The sequence below is a fragment of the Amycolatopsis sp. CFH S0740 genome, assembly GCF_004522315.1.
GTDB lineage: Bacteria > Actinomycetota > Actinomycetes > Mycobacteriales > Pseudonocardiaceae > Amycolatopsis > Amycolatopsis nivea.
In genome coordinates this window covers 21,779-39,199 of sequence record NZ_SDLS01000004.1, presented here as the reverse complement: position 1 = coordinate 39,199, position 17,421 = coordinate 21,779, and the positions used below count along the sequence as shown (strand labels likewise).

Annotated in this window: 21 protein-coding genes and 1 pseudogene; 16 read left to right on the top strand and 6 right to left on the bottom strand. The window is 69.6% G+C overall.

All coding sequences use genetic code 11. The annotated features are described in order from the left end of the window. Nucleotides 1-4 precede the first annotated feature (4 nt). Together EIZ45_RS08930 and EIZ45_RS08925 are read right to left on the bottom strand one after the other, a co-directional pair. Nucleotides 5-412, bottom strand: a complete 408-nt coding sequence (locus EIZ45_RS08930) for a RidA family protein (RefSeq protein WP_134662204.1) — start codon at nt 410-412, stop codon at nt 5-7. Next, nucleotides 409-1,776: a cytosine permease gene (locus tag EIZ45_RS08925; protein ID WP_134662203.1), complete on the bottom strand. Its 1,368-nt coding sequence runs from the start codon at nt 1,774-1,776 to the stop codon at nt 409-411. Before EIZ45_RS08925 ends, EIZ45_RS08930 begins: the two co-directional genes overlap by 4 nt. A gap of 196 nt (nt 1,777-1,972) precedes the next feature. Between EIZ45_RS08925 and EIZ45_RS08920 the strand changes: the two genes are divergently transcribed. Beyond that, a complete protein-coding gene (locus EIZ45_RS08920) occupies nt 1,973-3,139 on the top strand; it encodes an LLM class flavin-dependent oxidoreductase (RefSeq protein ID WP_134662202.1) in 1,167 nt (388 codons plus the stop codon). Between the two features lie 42 nt (nt 3,140-3,181). Here the strand turns inward: EIZ45_RS08920 and EIZ45_RS08915 are convergent, their stop codons facing one another. Beyond that, the gene (locus tag EIZ45_RS08915) at nt 3,182-3,766 is read right to left on the bottom strand and encodes a helix-turn-helix domain-containing protein (protein ID WP_051728933.1); all 585 of its coding nucleotides are present in this window, start codon (nt 3,764-3,766) and stop codon (nt 3,182-3,184) included. Nucleotides 3,767-4,080: 314 nt separating this feature from the next. Here EIZ45_RS08915 and EIZ45_RS08910 point away from each other — a divergent pair, with 314 nt between their 5' ends. Further along, the gene (locus EIZ45_RS08910) at nt 4,081-5,469 is read left to right on the top strand and encodes an IS1380 family transposase (protein ID WP_037805948.1); all 1,389 of its coding nucleotides are present in this window, start codon (nt 4,081-4,083) and stop codon (nt 5,467-5,469) included. A gap of 282 nt (nt 5,470-5,751) precedes the next feature. On the opposite strand, the gene EIZ45_RS08905 is transcribed toward EIZ45_RS08910, so the two are convergent. Continuing rightward, nucleotides 5,752-6,327, bottom strand: a complete 576-nt coding sequence (locus EIZ45_RS08905) for a DUF305 domain-containing protein (protein ID WP_134669840.1) — start codon at nt 6,325-6,327, stop codon at nt 5,752-5,754. Nucleotides 6,328-6,384: 57 nt separating this feature from the next. Then, the gene (locus tag EIZ45_RS08900; protein ID WP_134669838.1) at nt 6,385-6,762 is read right to left on the bottom strand and encodes a hypothetical protein; all 378 of its coding nucleotides are present in this window, start codon (nt 6,760-6,762) and stop codon (nt 6,385-6,387) included. Between the two features lie 215 nt (nt 6,763-6,977). Here EIZ45_RS08900 and EIZ45_RS08895 point away from each other — a divergent pair. From EIZ45_RS08895 to EIZ45_RS08870, 6 genes and pseudogenes are all read left to right on the top strand, one after another. Then, nucleotides 6,978-7,088 (top strand): annotated as a pseudogene (locus EIZ45_RS08895) (superoxide dismutase); the annotation flags it as partial. 107 nt (nt 7,089-7,195) lie between these two features. Beyond that, nucleotides 7,196-7,915: a GntR family transcriptional regulator gene (locus EIZ45_RS08890; protein ID WP_134662201.1), complete on the top strand. Its 720-nt coding sequence runs from the start codon at nt 7,196-7,198 to the stop codon at nt 7,913-7,915. Beyond that, nucleotides 7,912-8,847 (top strand): carbohydrate kinase family protein, encoded by a 936-nt coding sequence (locus tag EIZ45_RS08885; RefSeq protein ID WP_134662200.1) that lies wholly within the window; start codon nt 7,912-7,914, stop codon nt 8,845-8,847. The genes EIZ45_RS08890 and EIZ45_RS08885 overlap by 4 nt, the downstream gene beginning before the upstream one ends. Before the next feature lie 14 nt (nt 8,848-8,861). Next, nucleotides 8,862-9,884, top strand: a complete 1,023-nt coding sequence (locus EIZ45_RS08880) for an ADP-ribosylglycohydrolase family protein (protein ID WP_051728932.1) — start codon at nt 8,862-8,864, stop codon at nt 9,882-9,884. A 33-nt stretch (nt 9,885-9,917) separates the two neighbouring features. Then, nucleotides 9,918-11,303, top strand: a complete 1,386-nt coding sequence (locus EIZ45_RS08875) for an MFS transporter (protein ID WP_134662199.1) — start codon at nt 9,918-9,920, stop codon at nt 11,301-11,303. Nucleotides 11,304-11,551: 248 nt separating this feature from the next. Next, complete coding sequence (locus tag EIZ45_RS08870; protein WP_205669834.1) at nt 11,552-12,265, top strand: alpha/beta fold hydrolase; 714 nt, start codon at nt 11,552-11,554, stop codon at nt 12,263-12,265. Nucleotides 12,266-12,404: 139 nt separating this feature from the next. Here EIZ45_RS08870 and EIZ45_RS08865 read toward each other — a convergent pair whose 3' ends face one another. Then, nucleotides 12,405-12,614, bottom strand: coding sequence for a CsbD family protein (locus tag EIZ45_RS08865; RefSeq protein ID WP_037812879.1), 210 nt, complete (start codon nt 12,612-12,614; stop codon nt 12,405-12,407). 183 nt (nt 12,615-12,797) lie between these two features. On the opposite strand from EIZ45_RS08865, the gene EIZ45_RS08860 reads away from it, so the two are divergent. The 8 genes from EIZ45_RS08860 (at nt 12,798) to EIZ45_RS08830 (ending at nt 17,418) form a co-directional block, all read left to right on the top strand. Next, a complete protein-coding gene (locus EIZ45_RS08860) occupies nt 12,798-13,259 on the top strand; it encodes an Asp23/Gls24 family envelope stress response protein (RefSeq protein WP_037812877.1) in 462 nt (153 codons plus the stop codon). A gap of 12 nt (nt 13,260-13,271) precedes the next feature. Then, entirely contained in the window at nt 13,272-13,589 is a 318-nt protein-coding gene (locus EIZ45_RS08855; RefSeq protein WP_037812876.1) for a hypothetical protein, read from the top strand. Continuing rightward, entirely contained in the window at nt 13,586-13,762 is a 177-nt protein-coding gene (locus EIZ45_RS46020; protein ID WP_037812875.1) for a hypothetical protein, read from the top strand. The genes EIZ45_RS08855 and EIZ45_RS46020 overlap by 4 nt, the downstream gene beginning before the upstream one ends. Before the next feature lie 3 nt (nt 13,763-13,765). Beyond that, nucleotides 13,766-14,134, top strand: coding sequence for an Asp23/Gls24 family envelope stress response protein (locus EIZ45_RS08850; protein WP_134662197.1), 369 nt, complete (start codon nt 13,766-13,768; stop codon nt 14,132-14,134). Next, entirely contained in the window at nt 14,131-14,658 is a 528-nt protein-coding gene (locus EIZ45_RS08845) for a DUF6286 domain-containing protein (protein WP_134662196.1), read from the top strand. The genes EIZ45_RS08850 and EIZ45_RS08845 overlap by 4 nt, the downstream gene beginning before the upstream one ends. Then, on the top strand, nt 14,655-15,218 hold the full coding sequence (locus tag EIZ45_RS08840) for an alkaline shock response membrane anchor protein AmaP (RefSeq protein ID WP_134662195.1): 564 nt from the start codon (nt 14,655-14,657) through the stop codon (nt 15,216-15,218). Before EIZ45_RS08845 ends, EIZ45_RS08840 begins: the two co-directional genes overlap by 4 nt. 34 nt (nt 15,219-15,252) lie before the next feature. Beyond that, nucleotides 15,253-15,885 (top strand): TetR/AcrR family transcriptional regulator, encoded by a 633-nt coding sequence (locus tag EIZ45_RS08835; protein WP_134662194.1) that lies wholly within the window; start codon nt 15,253-15,255, stop codon nt 15,883-15,885. Nucleotides 15,886-16,077: 192 nt separating this feature from the next. Next, a complete protein-coding gene (locus EIZ45_RS08830) occupies nt 16,078-17,418 on the top strand; it encodes an MFS transporter (protein ID WP_200864585.1) in 1,341 nt (446 codons plus the stop codon). Nucleotides 17,419-17,421: the final 3 nt, after the last annotated feature.

Here is a 17,421-nt window from a genome sequence, read left to right as displayed (position 1 = left end):
TCCTTCAAGCACCGAGACAGGCGACGACCCGGATTTCCACCCGCATCTCGGGGGTGGCCAGCGGGGGATAGATCAGCAGCGACGCGTACGAACGCTCGGACAGCAGCTTCGGCGCGTGCTCGGCCAGCCATTCGTCGCGGACCCGCATGTACTCCGCGCGGTCGGCGGGATCGGCGAGAAACTGGTCGAACTGCACGATGTCCTCGAACTCCGCGCCCGCGTCGGCGAGCAGCCGGTGCACCCGGTTGAGCGTGACCAGGGTCTGCGCGGCGACGCCGTGGGCGGGCCGGCCGTGCTCATCGGTGACGCCGTCGATTCCACTGAGGAAGACGAAGCCGCCCGCCGCGGCTCCTCTGCCCCAGGGCATGACCGTGGTGCCGTATTTCAAGGGGCCAAGCGCTTGTTTCGTCACTCGTCGGCCTTCCGGTAGCGTCGGATGAGGTAGTAGGCCACGGCGGCGACCGCGCCCGCGACCCACGGGGTGAGGTCGCCGAACTGCGGGAAACGGGCCGCGAAAACGCCGGTGTAAAGGCTTTGGTCCATGAACGGCACGGAGACCGCGATGGCGATCACGAACGCCGCCAGGCCGGGGCGGAACCGACGGGTGCGGTCGAAATACCGCTGCGGATCGATCTCCCGGCGGCCGAAGACCACGGCGTCCACGACGACGATCCCGAGCCAGGGGCCGATCCAGTAACCCATCAGGAACAGGAAATTCTGGAAGGTGCCGAAGACGGATCCGGCGTTGTGCCCGGCGATGAAACCGACCGCGGTGCCCAGTACGCCGATGATGATCGCGGAGATCCAGCGGCGCACCTTCGCGCCGACCATCAGCAGGCCGAGCGAAGCGGTGTAGATGTCCAGGACGCTGCCGGAGATCGAAGCCGCGAGCAGCGCCACCAGGATCACGGCGGCGAGGCCGGCCGGGATCAGCTTCGCCACCAGGTCGGTCGGACTGTCCACAGTGATCACGGTGCCGATCGCCGCGCCGACGACCGCCATCCACAGCCCGGCCAGCGACGCGCCGGAGAACGCCGCGAGCAGCACGCGCCGCCGGGACGTGTCGCGCGGCAGGTAACGCGTGTAGTCCGAGCCGCCGATCGACCAGCCGAACGTCCGGGTCGAAGCGAGCGCGACGGTGGTCAGCATGCCTCCGGCGACCCCGCCCGCGCCGCGGTGCAGGACGTCGCCGGACGCCGCGAGATCGCCTTTCGCCAGGCCGTACCAGGTGAGGATCACGAAGAGCACGGACGCGACGATCGCGAGGAAACGTTCGGCCTGGTGCACCAGATCGTGCCCGACGATCGCGATGACGATCTGCACCGCCGCCACCGCGACGAGCGAAACGAGGAACGGCAGCCCGAACAGTTCGCGGACGATGTAGGCGCCGAGCACGGTGTTGACCGCGAAGTAGCCGAGCCCGGTCAGGCACAGGAGCAGTACCGGCAGGAAATTGCCGTAGTAGCCGAACGGGATCCGCGACTGGATCATCTGCGGCACGCCGGCGCGCGGGCCCATCGAGGCGGCGAAGCCCAGCAGCACGCTGCCGATCAGGATGCCGATGGCCAGCGAGAGGACGGCTTCGCCGAACCCGAGGCCGAGGAACGCGGTGGGAATGGCGCCGACCGCGAGCGCCGAGTACTGCAGATTTCCCGCGAACCACAGGGAAAAGGCGGAGCGCGGCGAACCGTGGCGCTGGTCGTCGGGAATCCTTTCGATGCCGTGGTGCTCGACGGACACGGCGGGTGGGCGGACTGCCTGGGCGTCTTTGACCATCTGTCCTCCAGCGGAAGAGCCCCCTGCGGCGGAAGTGTTGATATAGGTAACACGGATGCCACAGCCTGCGCTGCGGCTTCCCGAGATGTCAAGAGGCTGCTTGGGGCTTGACACTCCGCAGGTCGCGCCGCACAGTGTTGATATTACTTACATTTTTGCGGACGACCCGGCCGAGCCCGGGCGGGATGGAGGCGCTGTGCGGCACGGAGTGTTTTTCTTCGGCTCGGTCGAGATGCCGGACGTGCTGGCCGGGAACCCGGTGCCCGCCGCGCGCCGCCGCGCCACCCGCGAGCAGGTGTGGCACGCGCACGAGCGGCTGGTCGGGATGGGCGAACTGGCCGAGGAGCTGGGATACGACAGCTATTGGCTGGCCGAGCACCATTTCCAGCACGAGGGCTACGAGGTCGTGCCCAACGCGATGCTGCTCGAAGCGCATCTGGCCGCGCGGACGTCGCGGATCCGGCTGGGGTCGATGTTCAGCATCGTCCCGCAGTGGAATCCGCTGCGGCTGGCCGAGGATTTCAGCAGCCTGCTCAACCTCTCCGGCGGACGGGCGGTGCTCGGAGTCGGCCGGGGCACGGTGTCGCGCGAATTGCGCAGCCTCACCGCGCATCAGGCGGACATCGGCGTGATGACGTCCAGCGAGGAACGCAAGGTCATCGACGCGCACAACCGCGAGGTGTTCGCGGAGTACATGGACATCGTGCGCACCGCGTTGAGCCAGGAAACCTTCTCGTACAACGGGAAGTTCTTCGAACTGCCGCCGCCGGACAACCGCGACCCCGACCACGACGCGGACACGCTGACGCTGGTGCCGGGTCCGCTGCATCCCGTCGAGATCTGGCAGGCGGTCACCAGTCCGCCCACTTTGGACTACGCGGCCGAGGTGGGCCACGGGTGCGTCTGGTGGAACCAGTACCACGGATACATCCGCGAGCAGTGGGAGCGCTACGCCGAGCTGTACGAACAGCGCCACGGCACCCGGCTGGCCCCGGGGCAGAACCGCATTCTGGTGCTGCCGGTGCACATCGCCGACACCCACGAGGAGGCCTGGCGCACCGGGCGGATCGGGCACGACGAGTTCTGGAACCTGCTCGCCCCGTTCGGCTGGAGCAGCGGCTACCGCGGCGACGACGGCAACCGGGCCCCGGCCGGGCTGGTGCCGACGCTGGAGCAGTCCACGCGGCAGAAGTGCTGGGCGGTCGGCACGCCGGAAGAGGTCGCGGAGATCGTGCAGCACCACAAGGACACGCTCGGCCTCGAACAGCTCGTGCTGTTCCCGCATTTCCCCGGGCACACCTACGACATGGCCGCCGAGCAGATGCGGCGCTTCAGCGAGCAGGTCGTGCCGCTGCTGCGCTGAACCTGGCTTTTCCGGACCGCGCGGCTTCTCCCGGCCGCGCGGTCATTCCCCGGCGTTGATCAGCAGGACCCGGACCGGTTCGTCGCCCAGCCTGCGCCAGCGATGCGGCCGCGACCCGGGATAGGTGGCCACGTCCGCCTCGCCCAGCTGCTCGCGGCGCCCGTCGGCGAAATCCAGCTCGATCCGTCCGGTGACGACGTACAGCATCTCCTGCCCGACGTGCTCGAAATACTCGCCGAACTCCGCCGGTCCGCCGGTGTATTCGATGGGCTGCACCGGAAACCCTGCCCTGGACAACGCCCGCGCGGTGGACCCGGTCGGGATTTCGGCCCCCGGCATCACCATTCCCTCGTCGGCGCGCAGCAATCCCACGCCCTGCTCGGCGGGACCCGCGAGCAGCGCCGACACCGTGGTGTCCAGCGCGACCGCGATCCGCTGCAACGTGCTGACGCTCGCGGCGGCCAGGCCTCGCTCGAACTGGCTGAGAAAAGCGTGCGAGAGACGGGAAACCTCGCCGACCTGCTTCAGGGTGAGCCCTCGGCCGCGCCGCAGCTCGCGCACCCTTGCCCCGAGCAGCTGCGCGGGATCGGGCGCAGCGCCGGAATCGGGGGAGGGAGGGGTTCGCATTGGCCCGACTATACCGGAGCGGGGGTGTTCCGAAGTGGACGTTGGAGGGGGAACGGGGCGATGTGCAAGGGAAAGCGCGCGGGAATCGCGGGTAGCGCCCGCGGCTGGGGCAGAGATCCGTGAAGGGCTCCTTGAGGGAATCANGCCAAACCAGACCCGAACACAACCCATTAGGGCTCCTTGAAGGAATCTGACCTGGATCCACCGGTGTGATTGGTGTTGTAGGCCGTGTCTAGAGGAGCAGATGCCCTCTGGCCTGGGATGATTGTTCTTGCGACAGAGCAATTGTCACCGAGGGAGAGGGCATCTGCTGGATGCGATCATTGCATACCGCTGGATCGGTGTCGGCGAGGTTCGACGATCCGAATCTGGTGTCGCATGCGGGGCTGGTGCCGGTGATGCGGCTGGCCGAGGACGCGGGGGTAGCCGCGCTGGCCGACGACCTGCTCACGCTCGGGACCACAGCGGGGTCCAACGCCGGTGCGAAGGTGTCGACGATCGTGGCGGGGATGGCGGCGGGCGCGGACTCGATCGACGATCTGGACGTGGTCCGCCACGGCGCGATGCCGCGGTTGTTCGGCGGGGCGCGGGCACCCTCGACGCTGGGCACGTTCCTGCGCGATTTCGCCCTCGGCCACGTCGCCCAGCTGCAGAACGTCTCCGCCCGGGTATTGCAGAACCTGGCTGTGCGGGCCCCGCTGCTGCTGGCGGGGGTCGGCCAGTTGGCGTTCCTCGACATCGACGCCAAGATCACACGGGTGTTCGGGGCGGGCAAAGACGGCACCGCGGTCGGCTACACGAAGGTCCGCGGGCTGAACTTCCTCGGCGCGTGCCTGTCCTCGCCGCTGGCCGCGCCGGTGATCACCGGGACCCGGCTGCGCGGCGGGCAGGCCCATTCCGCCCGCAACGCGGTTTCGTTCGTGCGCGCCAACCTCGCCGCCGCCCGCGCCTGCGGCGCGACCGCAACCCTGGTGGCCCGGCTGGATTCCGGTTTCTACCACGGGGAAATCCTCGCCGCGATCCTCGCCGAGGGAGCCCGGTTCTCCGTCACCGCGCCGCAAAACCCCTCGGTCCGCGCCGCGATCGCCGCCATCGGCGAGAACGCATGGCAGCACATCGCCTACGGCCGCCCGGTCCACGACGCCGACACCGGACAATGGGCCCACGCCGCCGAGATCGCGGAAGTCCCCTACACCGCGTTCACCAACCCCACCCGCAACGGCCAGTTCATCACCGCCCGCCTCATCGTCCGCCGCGTCCGCGTCACCGCCCGAGACACCCGCGACGCGACCGGCGAACTGTTCCCCGCCTACCGCTACCAGGCCGTGTTCACCAACACCGGATTCGACACGGTCACCGCCGAAACACAGCACCGCGGCCGCGCCGGCGCGATCGAGGCCGTGTTCGCCGACCTCAACAATTCCGCCCTCGCGCACTTCCCCTCCGGCCGGTTCGCCGCCAACGCCGCCTGGCTCGCCCTCGCCGCCCTCACCCACAACCTGCTGCGCGCCGCCGGATGCCTCGCCAGCCGCTTCCACGCCAGAGCCGCAACCGGCACCATCCGCCGCCACCTGGTCGCCCTCGCCGCCCGGCTCACCCGCACCGCCCGCACCATCACCCTCCACCTGCCGCAAAACTGGCCACGAGCGGACAGTTGCCTCGGGCTCTTCACCGCCACCCACCGAAAACCCCGCACAGCCTGACCCGCCCACCACCGACCGGAGAACCCACAGTGGACACGCTGGTGCGACGCCAGCCACACCAACGCGCCCACCCAACAAACACCACCCGCACACCCACCACCAAAATCAGCAAAACCTCAACTCGGTGGATCCAGGTCAGATTCCCTCAAGGAGCCCTTCACGGCCTTCTGCCCGGTGCTTGGTATCTCAACGGCCGCGGCCTGCTGTGCGCGGATCGTCCACAGAGGAACACCGCGAAACAGAGGCACCGGAGCCGCCCAACGACCCCGGTGCCCCCGGGGCTCAGCTCTTCATCAACCCCTGCATCTCGGCGATCTCCGCCTGTTGCGCATCGATAATCCGCTGCGCCAGAGCCTTCGCCCCGGCATCCGAGCCCTGCGCGAGCTCCGTCTTCGCCATCTCGACCGCCCCCTGATGGTGCTTGATCATCATGTCCAGCCACGACCGGTCGAAGGCCGGGCCCTTGGCGGCGTTCAGGCTTTTCATGTCGGCGTCGGACATCATGCCGGTCATCGCGTGGTCGCCGGACATCTCGTGGCCGCCCGGCATCGAGTGGCTCGTCGCGGCGACGCCCCAGGTCTTCAGCCAGCCCTGCATCTGCCGGATTTCCGGGTCCTGCGCCCGGTCGATCCGGCCCGCCAGGTCGACGACCTTCGGGTCGCTGCTGCGCGACGGCACCATTTTCGCCATTTCCAGCGCCTGCTGGTGGTGCGGGATCATCTGCTGAGCGAACGTGACGTCAGCGGCGTTGTGGCCCGCCTGCGAGCTGGGCGCCGGAGCGGGCGATTCCGGGCCGCTGCAGGCTCCGAGCAGGAGCGACGCGGTCAGCACGGCGCCGCTGAGAAAGATTTTGCGCACGAAAAAACCTTCTCTCAAAAGGAAAATTGCGAGGAAAGACCGGAAAGGAAATACCGATCAGGTTCGCAACACGCAGAGAGAAGTCAGGACAGTCCGGCCCCGTCTGTCGGGTGGGCGGTCGGCGGCGGGGGAGCCGCGGGTGCTGTCGAAAACGGCCTTCACGGCGGGGTAGCGGCGGAAGGCCAGCAGGCCCAGGACGAGCGCGCCCGCCGCGTACAGGACCGCCAGGCAGAGGTGCAGCATCGAGTGTTCGCCGGCGGGCATGCCGGACTCGGCGGCCGGGGCAGGCAAGGCCGAGTGCGCCTCGACGGACATTTGGCTGGTCATGGCATGCCCGGCACCGGGGGAAGGCACGTGGTGCATCACGGCGACGCCCAGTGCCAGCGCGAACAGCAGCAGTACCCGCTGCACGCTGCCGAGCCGGGACGTCGCCATGGGAGCAACCGTACCTGGCGCCGGGGGAACCGGGGCGGGGCGGACGAAACGGTCACGCTCAGTGGTCGGCGAAGCCGCCCCGTACTGGAAGTTGAACATTCACTCAACCAGGTTCCAGCCCGTGGCGCCGAGGCCGCCCCCGCTCGCCCGGGGTGCGGGTGTGCTACTAGGTTCGAGGGGGCAAGACTTGATGTCGAAGACAGAAGGAGGGCCCCATGGCCCGGTACGAGCTGCCCGAACTCGATTACGACTACGGTGCCCTCGCGCCGCACATCTCCGGCGAGATCAACGAGCTGCACCACAGCAAGCACCACGCCGCCTACGTGNGGTGGATCCAGGTCAGATTCCCTCAAGGAGCCCTTCACGGACGTCGGGGCCTGGGTGCCTCGGGTGAAGCGGGAGCCTAGTTGACACACTTAGTACACTAAGTTGCATGACCGGTCGACCCAGCCGTGCGCCGCTTTATCGCACGATTCAGAGCGAGATCCAGCGCGACATCCTCAGCGGCAGGCTGAAGCCGGGGGACTGGCTGCCGTCGGAGAGTCAGTTGCGGGCGCAGTACGGGGTGTCCCAGACGTCCGTCCGGCGCGCCTTTCAGGAGTTGCAGCGGCTCGGGCTCGTGGAGCGGTTCCATGGTCGCGGCAGCATCGTCGCGTCGAACGAGATTCGGGCGATGAGCCCGATGCTCGGTCTGGGGCGCGAGCTGCGGCAGCGCGGTTTCGCGATCCGGCCCGAGTTGCTCAGCAATGCCGAAGAACCCGCTGCCGAAGCGGTTGCCAAGGCGCTCGACCTCGAAACCGGCGACACGGTGAGCCACATCGAGCGGCGGTACTGGATCGGCGACGATCCGTTCGTCTTCCTCGACCATTATCTGGCGCCCCAGCCCGGGATCGACTTCGCCGAGTTCACCGGGGATTCGCTGTACGCGTTCCTCTCCGGCCGCGACGCGCAGCCCACGCATGCGCGGGAGCGGGTCAGCGCCGTCAATCTCTCCGCGGCGGAGGCCGAACGGCTCCAGGTCGAACCCGGGGTCGCGGCGATGCTCCGCGAGCGCACGTCGTTCGGCGCTGATCAGCGGCCGGTGGAGTTCACCCGCTACATCCTGCGCGGCGATCGCTACCACCTCGACATCGACCTCAGAAGCGAGCGATGAGCGCCGGGCCGCGGCTCGTCGTCGTGGGGGACGCGAGCATCGACTACTTCGTCCAGGTCCCGCACATCGCGGGCAACGACAACAAGGCCATCGGCTCCCTGTCCGGCGTGTACGGCGGCGGGATGAGCGCCAACCTCGCCGCCGCGGCCGCGCGGCACGGCATCGCGGTCGACTTGATCACGAAGACCGGAGCGGGGCCGGACACCGACGCCGCGCTGGCCGAACTCCGCGGGCTCGGCGTGTCGCTCGAGCATTCGCTGCGCGACCTCGAGCATCCGACCTGGATGTGTTTCGTCCAGCTCGACGCGAGCGGGGAGAAGGCGCTGACCGGCGCGGACACCGGGATCAAGATCCCGGCGATCGAGGAGATCGACGCGTCGGTCCTGGCAGGGGCGGACATCGTGGCCCCGCTGGCCGACGACCTCGCGTGGGCGGCCGCCGTCGCCGAACTCGGCCGGGAGCGTGGGGCGCGGGTCGCCGTCGATCTCGAACCGGACGCGTTCGAGCCGGACCAGCCGGAGTTCGCGCGGCTGCTCGGGCTCAGCGACATCGTCTTCCTCAACGCCGCTTCGGCGGCCAAACTCGCTGCCACCCCGCGGGAAGCGGCCCAGCGGGTGATCCGGCTCGGCGCGGACCTCGTTGTCCTCAGCGAAGGCGCGCACGGAGCGTCCACTGTGGACCGCGACGGAGTGGTGCATCGCGCGCGGTTGACCGGCGAGGTGACTGCCGTCGACACGACCGGGGCCGGTGACGCGCTGGCCGGGGCGTTCCTGGGCGCGTTGCTGGCCGGGGCCGGAGTGTCCGAAAGCCTTCGCCGGGCAGTGGCCCAGGCGACCCGGTGCGTGACCGCTGTCGGCGGCCGCACCTATCTGTCCGGCTCGCAGCGCGGCGGGTGGCCAGACGACTTGATCACGATCACGACTGAGAGGTAACCGAGTTGAATTCTGTGCTGCGTTCCCAGATCCACGGCAGTCTCGCCGCGGCCTGCCTGGCCGACGCGCTCGGCGCGCCGACCGAGGAACTGAGCCGGGACCAGATCCGCGCCGCGTTCGGCGGCTACGTCACCGAATTCCACGCCCCGCTCCCGGGTGCGCCGTACGCCAAGGGACGCGCCGCCGCGCAGATCACCGACGACTCCAGCCAGATGATCCTGCTGACCCGGCTGCTCGCCCGCACCGGAGCCGCGCTGAGCCCCGACGACATGGCGCGGTTGCTGATCGAGTGGTCGAAGAACGAGAACTACTTCCCGCACTTCGCCGGGCCGACCACCCGCGAGGCGATCGCCCGGCTGGAACGCGGCGAGGACCCGCGCGAGGTCGGCCGGACCGGGACGATCATGACCCAGGGCGCCAGCAACGGGGCCGCGATGCGGGTCGGGCCGGTCGGGCTGTTCCACCACGGCGACCCGGAGGCGGCCGTCCGCACCGCGTTCACCACCTGCGTGCCCAGCCACAACACGCCGCCCGGCGTCGCGGGCGCCGCGGCCATCGCCGCCGCCGTCGCGCGGGCTTGCACTCCCGGCGCGGAGATCGTCGACATCGTCCGCGCGGCCGTCGACGGCGCGCGAGCGGGCGCCGAACTCGGCCGGACCGAGGGCCGGGACGTGCCGGGCGCGTCGGTCGAGCGGCGGATCGAACGCGCGGTCGCGCTGGCCATCACGGCTCGCGACGACGAGCACGCCATCGACCTGATCGCCGGAGAAATCGGCGTCGGCCTGCCCGCCGCGGAAGCGGTGCCGGCGGCGCTCGGGTTCTTCGTTGCCGCCGGCGGGGATCCGGTGCGCGTCGCGCGGCTCGCGGCCAACGCGGGCGGGGACAGCGACACCATCGGCTGCATGGCGGCCGCGATCGCCGGCGCGTACCGCGGCATCGAAGCGATCGACCCGGCCGCCGTCGCCCAAGTGGAGCGCGCGAACGACCTCGACCTGGCCGCGCTCGCCGACGAACTGCTGGCCGCGACCCAGCACTGATCTCCCCACCCCGATCCGAAGGGACGCTCGACGATGAGCGCACGAAGCGAAGAATTCGCCACGGTGAGCCGGAAGGAACGCCTCTCCTTCGGAGGCGGTGACCTGGCCACGAACATCGCCTGGGGCGCGCTGGCCACCTACGTGGTTTTCTTCTACACCAACGTGATCGGGGCGGCGGCGTCGGCGGTCGGCACGATCGTGCTCGTCGCGCGGCTGTTCGACGGCGTGGTCGACGTCGGGATGGGCGCGATCGTCGACCGGACCTCGACCCGCTGGGGCAAGGCGCGTCCCTGGGTGCTGTGGGCCGCCGGGCCGTTCGCCGTCGCGCTGATCCTCGTGTTCACCGTGCCGGGCATGGACCCGGCGCCGACGCTGGTGTACATCGCGATCACCTACGCGCTGATGAACATCGCCCTCAGCGCGGCGGTGATCCCGTACGGAACGCTGAACACCCGGATGACGCGGGACTTCACCGAACGGTCCCGGCTCAACGTCACCCGGATGTTCGGCGCCACCCTCGGCTCGCTGGTCGTCACCGTCCTCACCCTGCCGCTGGTGAGCGCGCTCGGCGACGACCAGCGCGCGTGGATCATCACGTTCTGCCTGTTCGGCGCGGTCGCGGCGGTGCTGTTCTTCATCACCTTCCGCAACACGCGGGAACGTCTCGTCGACACCGCGCCGCCGAAGGACCAGCCGGGAATCGCCGAATCGCTGAAGCTCGCGGGCCGGAACCGTTACTGGCTGCTGCTGTTCGCGATCTTCATCGTGTTCAGCGTCGCGGAATCGCTCTACACCGGGGCGACGGCCTACTTCGCCCAGTACTTCCTGGGCAACGCCGGGTTCGCCGCGCTCATGTCGTTCCTGCTCTACATCCCGGCGCTGCTCGGGATGCTGTTCATGCAGCCGGTCTACCAGCGGTTCGGCAAGGTCGCGCCGATGATCGTCGGCGCCGCGATCTTCGTGGCGGGTTCCCTGGTCATCGCGATCGACCCGACGGACATGACCCTGGCGGTCGCCGGTTCGGTTCTCCGCGGCATCGGGCGGATCCCGATCTTCGGCGCGATCTGGGGCATGCTGCCCGACACCATCGAGTACGGCGAGTGGAAGAACGGCCGCCGGCTGGAGGGCGTGCTGTACAGCGCGGGCAGCATGGGCCAGAAGCTCGGGTACGGGCTGGGCGCGGCGGTGCTCGGCTGGGTCATGGGCGCGGCGGGCTACAACGGCTTGAACCGCACGCAGCCGGATTCGGCGCTGTCCGCGATCAACGCGCTGTTCGTTTATGTGCCGATGGCGTTGTTCGTGCTGTTGATCGTTCTGTTCTGGGCTTACCGGCTGGAGCGGATCTACCCGACAGTGGAGAAAGACCTGGCCGAACGGCGCGCGGCGGCTGGAGAACGCTCGCTTCCGCTCAGCGACTGAGGTGGGGTTTCCCCTACTGCGCTTGGGCAGCCAGCGGTATCGCATTCGACTGGATTCTTCGCGACGCTGAGGTTGCTTCTTGGCGAGTGGAGGGGGATCCAGTGACGAATTCTGGTGTACGGCAGGGAAAAGCGCGGCTAGCTGCCCTGGTGGCGGCGGTTGTCGCGATCGGCGGAGCGGCTGCGTGCGCTGGTGCGGCTGATCCTCCGGCCGCCGGACCGCACTTGGTGCCGGTGAATGGCCGCACGATGGCGTTTTCCGTGACTCCGGGCCGGTTGCCCGCGATTGTGCTCGACGCGGGCGGCGGGATGGATTCTTCGGAATGGCGCAAGGTCGTTCCGGAACTCGCGGCGAAGACCGGATCCGAGGTGATTGCCTACGACCGGGCCGGGGAAGGCAAAAGCGACGAGGCGTCCGGCCCGTGGCGAGCGGACAATGCCGCCGCCGATCTCGCCGCGGGGCTGACGCAGCTGGGAGTAACGGGAAACGTCGTTCTCGTGTCGCATTCGCTGGCTGGCGAAGTCGCCTTTTCCTTCGCCCGGAGCCATCCGCACTGGGTTGTCGGCGCGGTGTTCGTGGACGCTAATCTGCCGCAGTTCTTCACCCCGGCCGAGACTGCCAAATTAGTGGCGTTGAACGAGAAACAAGTGGAAGAGCTCGAGAAGACGCCGTCCACCCGGCAGACGCGCGAGTTGCTCGCCCAAGCCGACGGCTACGGGCCGGTGCACGCGGCGTATCACAAGCTGACCTGGCCGTCCGGCATTCCGGCGGCCGTGATCGTGTCCGCCGAGACGCCGTTTCCGACTCCCGAGGACGCGCAGTTGTGGCGGCAGGCGCAGCAGGACTTCGCGCACGGCGCGCCGAACCGGACGCTGGTCACTGCTGAGCGCAGTTCTCATGACGTCCCGCTCGACCGGCCGGACGTGGTCGTCGCGGCGGTGGAGAATCTGCTGCAGCGTTGAGGTCCGCCACGCAGCCCGGCGGCAGTGCATCGCCGCAACGGGGCCGCCCGCCGCAGCTGCCGAGAAAACTCACTGATCCCCGAAAAGCGAACGCGGGACCCCGGCTCCGTGCCGGAATCCCGCGTTCTCGAGGAGAAAGTCAGTCTTTCTTCAGCGCGTTCTTGACTTTGCCCGCCGCGTCGCCGAGAGCGTCCTTCACGTTTTCGGCGGCTTCCTTGATCCCGGCCTTCGCCTGGTCGGCTTTGCCTTCGTTCTCCAGCTTCTCGTCGCCGGTCAGCGAACCGGCGGCCTCCTTGGCCTTGCCGCCGAAGTCGTCTGCCTTGGCGCCGATCTTGTCGCCCATCGACATGAGTGCCCTCCTTCATTGCCGAACAACGAACGCGGGAATGCGTCAGAGTGAACGACAGCGCGGATCCCGAATCGTCACTCACCCGATGATGTGATCGTCGCCACTCGTTCGGGGAGTGAGTTTTGCGCGGCGGCCGGGTCGATCCGATGAACTGAACAACGGGAACCGACTGGAGGAGAATCGATGGCTTCGACGACTGACACGGCGGCCAAGACCCAGGACGTGGAGAAGGTCAACGCCGGTCCGCTGACCAGTTCGCAGGGGACGACCACCGTCGCGGACGTGGTGGTGCAGAAGATCGCCGGGCTGGCGACGCGGGAGATCCCCGGCGTGTACGACCTCGGCGGCGGCGCGGCGCGGGCGTTTTCGGCGCTGCGCGAGCGGATCCCGGGCGCGACGGCGTCGGCCGGGCAGGGCGTTTCGGTCGAGGTGGGGGAGAAGCAGGCCGCGGTGGACCTGCAGATCGTGGTCGAGTACGGCGTGTCGATCGCGGAGGTCGCGCGCTCGATCCGGCGGAACGTGATCAGTGCGGTCGAGGGGATGACCGGGCTGGAGGTGGTCGAGGTCAACATCAACGTCGGCGACCTGCACCTGCCGTCGGACGACGAGGAGGACGCGTCCGGCGACAGCGGCCGGGTGCAGTGAGCGGACGGACCGATGAACCCGCTTGAGGAGGCCCGCCGGATCGCCGCCGCGGTGCGCGAACTGCCCGAGGTGGCGGACGTGCACGGCGGCGAGTTCGGCCGGGTCGCGACGCTCGGGGCGGGCGGCCGGGTGGGCGGAGTCCGGGTGACCGACGAGGACGTCACCGTCGGCGTGACGGTCCGGGCCCCGTTCTCGGCGGGCGACGTGGCGGCCGCGGTGCGCGCGGCCGCCGCGTCCCCCGGCCGTCCGGTGCACGTGCTGATCGCCGACGTCGAAGTGCCGGCCGCGGGGGAACCCGGGCCGGAAAACCGGAAGGAGACGGTGTCGTGAACGCAACGGGATTGGGGCTGGTCACCGGCCTCGCGCTGGGCCTCGCCGCCGCGATCGGCGGGTTCGGGGCGTTCCTGCTGGTCCTCGTGCTGGGCGCGGCGGGACTGCTCGTCGGCCGCCTGCTCGACGGCAAGCTCGACCTCTCGCAGCTCACCGGCCGCGACCGGGGGTGAGCCGTGGCTGTCGCAGCGGAGGAGCGGGGGACCCTCACGATCAGCGAACACACCGTCGAGCGGCTGGCCGCCCACGCGGCGGGCGAGATCGACCGGGTGGGCGGGGCCGCCGGGCGGACGCTCGGGATCAGCCTCGGCGGTGAGGGCCTGGACCGGTCGGCGAAGACGTCCGCGCGGATCGCGGGCGGCGAGGTGGAGCTGGACGTGCGGATCTCGCTCGAATACCCGGCCCCGGTCGGCGCGACCACCGAGCGGGTGCGCGGCCATCTGCGCGGGCGGGTCGAGGAACTGACCGGGATGCCGGTCCGCCGCGTCGGCATCACGGTGACGGCCTTGCACACCGAGGCCGCGGGACAGAGGAGGGTGGAGTGAAACGCCGAACCCGCCGGTCTCTTCCGGCGAGCTTGACCGCCGCGGTGCTGCTGGCGGTGTGCGTCCTGGTCGCTGTCGCGGCGATCCAGCGGCTGACCGGGAATCAGCCGTGGCTGGACTATCGCGCGGTCGCGACCGCGGTCCACAACGCGCACTGGACGGACCTCGTCCCGGCGCTGATCTCAGCCGCGGTGGCCCTGGTCGGGCTGGTGCTGCTGTGGGCGGCGCTCCTGCCGGGCAAACGCCGGATCCTCCCGCTGACGGGAGACCCGGATTCCGGGGCCGACACCACGGGCTACCGGTCCGCGTTGCGCGCAGCAGCGGCGGACGTGGACGGCGTCGAGCAAGCCCGGCTCTCGACCGGTTCGCGCAAGGTCAAAGTGCGGGTGAAGACCGCCCGCACCCGGACGGACGGACTGTCCGACGCGGTCCGCGCGGCCGTCGAATCCCGGCTCGACCACATCTCGCCGGCCCGGCGGCCCGCCGTGTCGGTGCGAGTCCGTGCGACGAGGGAGGCCTCATGAACCGTCCGGCCACGCTCAACCGCGTCCTGCTCGCGGTGATCGGCCTGGTGCTGCTCGCCGCGGGCGGATTCGGCCTGGCTACCCATTTCCGCGTGCTCAGGTTCATCGATCCGGAAGCGCCGCTCGTGCCGGGCACCGCGGAGCCGCCCACCTGGGTGTTCTACGCGATCGCCGCGGCGGCCGTCGTGGCGGGGCTGCTCGCGCTGCGCTGGATGCTGGCCCAACTCGCGCACCGGCCGCGCACGGGAGTGTGGCGGTTCGAAACCGATCCCGCCTACGGACGCACCGAACTGCGCGCGGACGACGCGGTGGCCCCGTTCGTCGAGGAACTGCGCGGGCATCCCGGAGTGCACAAGGCGAGCGCGTCGCTCGCCGGAACCCGGGAGACGCCGTCGCTCGCGCTGATCCTCACGTGCGAGCGGGACGCGGATCTGGGCGAGATCCGCGGCCGCGTCACCGGAGAAAGCCTGCCGCGGCTCGAGGAAGCGTTGGAGCTGAAGGACATTCCGGTCGCGATCGAGTTCCGGTTCACCGGCAAGGCGGCGTCCCGTGTCGGGTGAGGGGTAGGGGAGACCCCGGCGTTACCATCTGCGCGTGGGCGACAACGTGTCGAATGAATCGACGGAGCTGCTTTCGGTGCGCGAGGAGCAGCGGAGGATGACGCGGCAGCGGATCATCACCGCGGCGCGGCAGGTGTTCGAGGAGCGGGGCTACGGACAGGCCTCGATCGGCGACATCGCCAAGGCGGCGAAGGTCAACCGGGCGACGTTCTACCTGCACTTCACCAACAAGGCCGAGGTGTTCACCGAGGTCTACCGCGCGGTCCGCGAGGACCAGAGCGCGCAGTACTGGTCGCTGCTCGGGCGGGCGCTCGCCGAGGGCAGGGCGGCGAGCGTGCGCGCCTGGCTCGACGGGGCGCTGTCCTGGTGGGAGAGCCAGGCGGCGCTGCTGCCCGCGATCCACGAGGCGATGGCCAGCGACCTCGAGGTCGCGGCCCGGTGGAAGGACCAGATCGACCAGCTCGCCGGCGGGCTCGAGGAGTACCTCGTCCAGTTCCCGCCGGCGCGGCGCGAGGAGCGGCGGCTGCGGGTCGAGCTGTTGATGGTGCAGCTCGACCAGGTGTGTTTCCGCGCGATCGTGCAGAAGGTGTTCGTCATCGAGCGGACGCGGCTGCTCGACGTGGTGACCGGGCTGTGGGTCGACGCGCTGGGGCTGGAGCGCGACTAGATCAACAGATTGACGCTTGACTCGACACAGTGTCGTCCTTAGTCTTCCGGGGACACCTGCGCCGCCAGTGAACGCGCAGGTCAGGCAAGGACGGCCGCAGCCCTGTGCGGCCTGCCCGCCTGGTGTCGAGGCGTCGACAGGGAAGACGCCGGTCTTCGCCCACCTGTCAACGACGACTCGGGAGCGTCCCCTATGTCCTCCAGTCCTGGCGTCGCCGCTCCGTCTCCGGCGCTGATGCGGCGCGTGGTTTTCGCGTCCGCCATCGGCAACACCGTCGAGACCTACGATTACGCGGTCTACGGCTTTCTGACGGTCGTGCTTTCGAAACTGTTCTTCCCCGCGCAACAGCCGGGGGTCGCGCTGCTGTCGGCCTTCGCGGTGTTCGGCGTCGCCTTCGTGGTGCGGCCGCTGGGTTCGCTGCTGTTCGGCTCGATCGCGGACCGGATCGGGCGCAAACCCGCGCTGGTCGCCACGGTCGCGCTGATGGCGGGCAGCACGGCGGCGATCGGCGTGCTGCCGCCGGTGGCGTCGATCGGCGTCTGGGCGCCGATCCTGCTGGTGCTGTTCCGGTTGCTGCAGGGCCTCGCGGCGGGCGGCGAGTACGGCACGGCGATGACTTACGCGGCCGAGTTCACCCCGCGCGGCAAGCGCGGCGCGATGACCAGCCGCGTGCAGATCGGGAGCGTGGCGAGCCTGCTGCTGGCGGCGGGCGCGGTGCTGTTGCTGAGCACCCTGTTGACGCCCGCCGCGATGGCGAGTTGGGGCTGGCGGATCCCGTTCCTGCTGGCCCTGCCGCTCGGCCTGGTCGGGCTCTACATCCGTTCCCAACTCGACGAATCCCCCGAGTTCCGGGCGCTGGAGCACCGCACGCAGGTGCCCGCCTCGCCGGTCAAGGAGTCGTTCACCGCGCACTGGCGGCTGATCGTGCTGATCTTCGGCATCGCCGCGTTCCAGCAGGTCGGCTACTACGTCGCCTTCACCTACGCGCAGACGTACCTGATCCGGCTCGGGTTCTCGCAGTCGCAAGCCACTTTGGCGACGGTGATCAGCATCGCGGTGGCGGTCGTGCTGGTCGCGCTGGGCGGGCCGCTGTCGGATCGGTGGGGCCGGTGGCCGATGCTGCTCGGGCTGTCCGCGGGCACCTTCGTGCTGGCCTATCCGCTGTTCATCGGGCTCTCCTCGGCGAAAAGCCTGGGCGCGGCCATCGGGATGACGGTGCTGCTCGGCGTCCTGCCCGCGCTGTACACGGCGGTGGCTCCGGCGTCCTATGTGGAGGTTCTTCCCGCCCGGGTGCGCGCCACCGTGTTCGCGGTCGGGTTCGCGTTGGCGGCGACGTTGCTGGGCGGTCCGGCGCTGTACGTCAGCCAGACGCTCGTGCAAGCCACCGGGGACAACCGTGCGCCCGCGCTGTTCCTGATGTTCGGTGCGCTGTTGAGCTTGATCGCGGCGTTGTTCGTGCGGCGGGCGACCAAGCGGGTGGAGGACGCGGAGCCGGCTCCGGCGGTCAGCGAGCGGTCTCCCGAAGGGGTGTGACCC

Bases quoted from the DNA above. Each gene is read 5' to 3' on its own strand.
- EIZ45_RS08865 (WP_037812879.1), bottom strand. From the start codon at position 12,614: ATGTCGATGGGCGACAAGATCGGCGCCAAGGCAGACGACTTCGGCGGC.
- EIZ45_RS08900 (WP_134669838.1), bottom strand. From the start codon at position 6,762: ATGGCGACGTCCCGGCTCGGCAGCGTGCAGCGGGTACTGCTGCTGTTC.
- EIZ45_RS08875 (WP_134662199.1), top strand. From the start codon at position 9,918: ATGAGCGCACGAAGCGAAGAATTCGCCACGGTGAGCCGGAAGGAACGC.
- EIZ45_RS08870 (WP_205669834.1), top strand. From the start codon at position 11,552: ATGGCGTTTTCCGTGACTCCGGGCCGGTTGCCCGCGATTGTGCTCGAC.
- EIZ45_RS08855 (WP_037812876.1), top strand. From the start codon at position 13,272: ATGAACCCGCTTGAGGAGGCCCGCCGGATCGCCGCCGCGGTGCGCGAA.
- EIZ45_RS08910 (WP_037805948.1), top strand. From the start codon at position 4,081: ATGCGATCATTGCATACCGCTGGATCGGTGTCGGCGAGGTTCGACGAT.
- EIZ45_RS08830 (WP_200864585.1), top strand. From the start codon at position 16,078: ATGTCCTCCAGTCCTGGCGTCGCCGCTCCGTCTCCGGCGCTGATGCGG.
- EIZ45_RS08915 (WP_051728933.1), bottom strand. From the start codon at position 3,766: ATGCGAACCCCTCCCTCCCCCGATTCCGGCGCTGCGCCCGATCCCGCG.
- EIZ45_RS08840 (WP_134662195.1), top strand. From the start codon at position 14,655: ATGAACCGTCCGGCCACGCTCAACCGCGTCCTGCTCGCGGTGATCGGC.
- EIZ45_RS08890 (WP_134662201.1), top strand. From the start codon at position 7,196: ATGACCGGTCGACCCAGCCGTGCGCCGCTTTATCGCACGATTCAGAGC.
- EIZ45_RS08860 (WP_037812877.1), top strand. From the start codon at position 12,798: ATGGCTTCGACGACTGACACGGCGGCCAAGACCCAGGACGTGGAGAAG.
- EIZ45_RS08925 (WP_134662203.1), bottom strand. From the start codon at position 1,776: ATGGTCAAAGACGCCCAGGCAGTCCGCCCACCCGCCGTGTCCGTCGAG.
- EIZ45_RS08885 (WP_134662200.1), top strand. From the start codon at position 7,912: ATGAGCGCCGGGCCGCGGCTCGTCGTCGTGGGGGACGCGAGCATCGAC.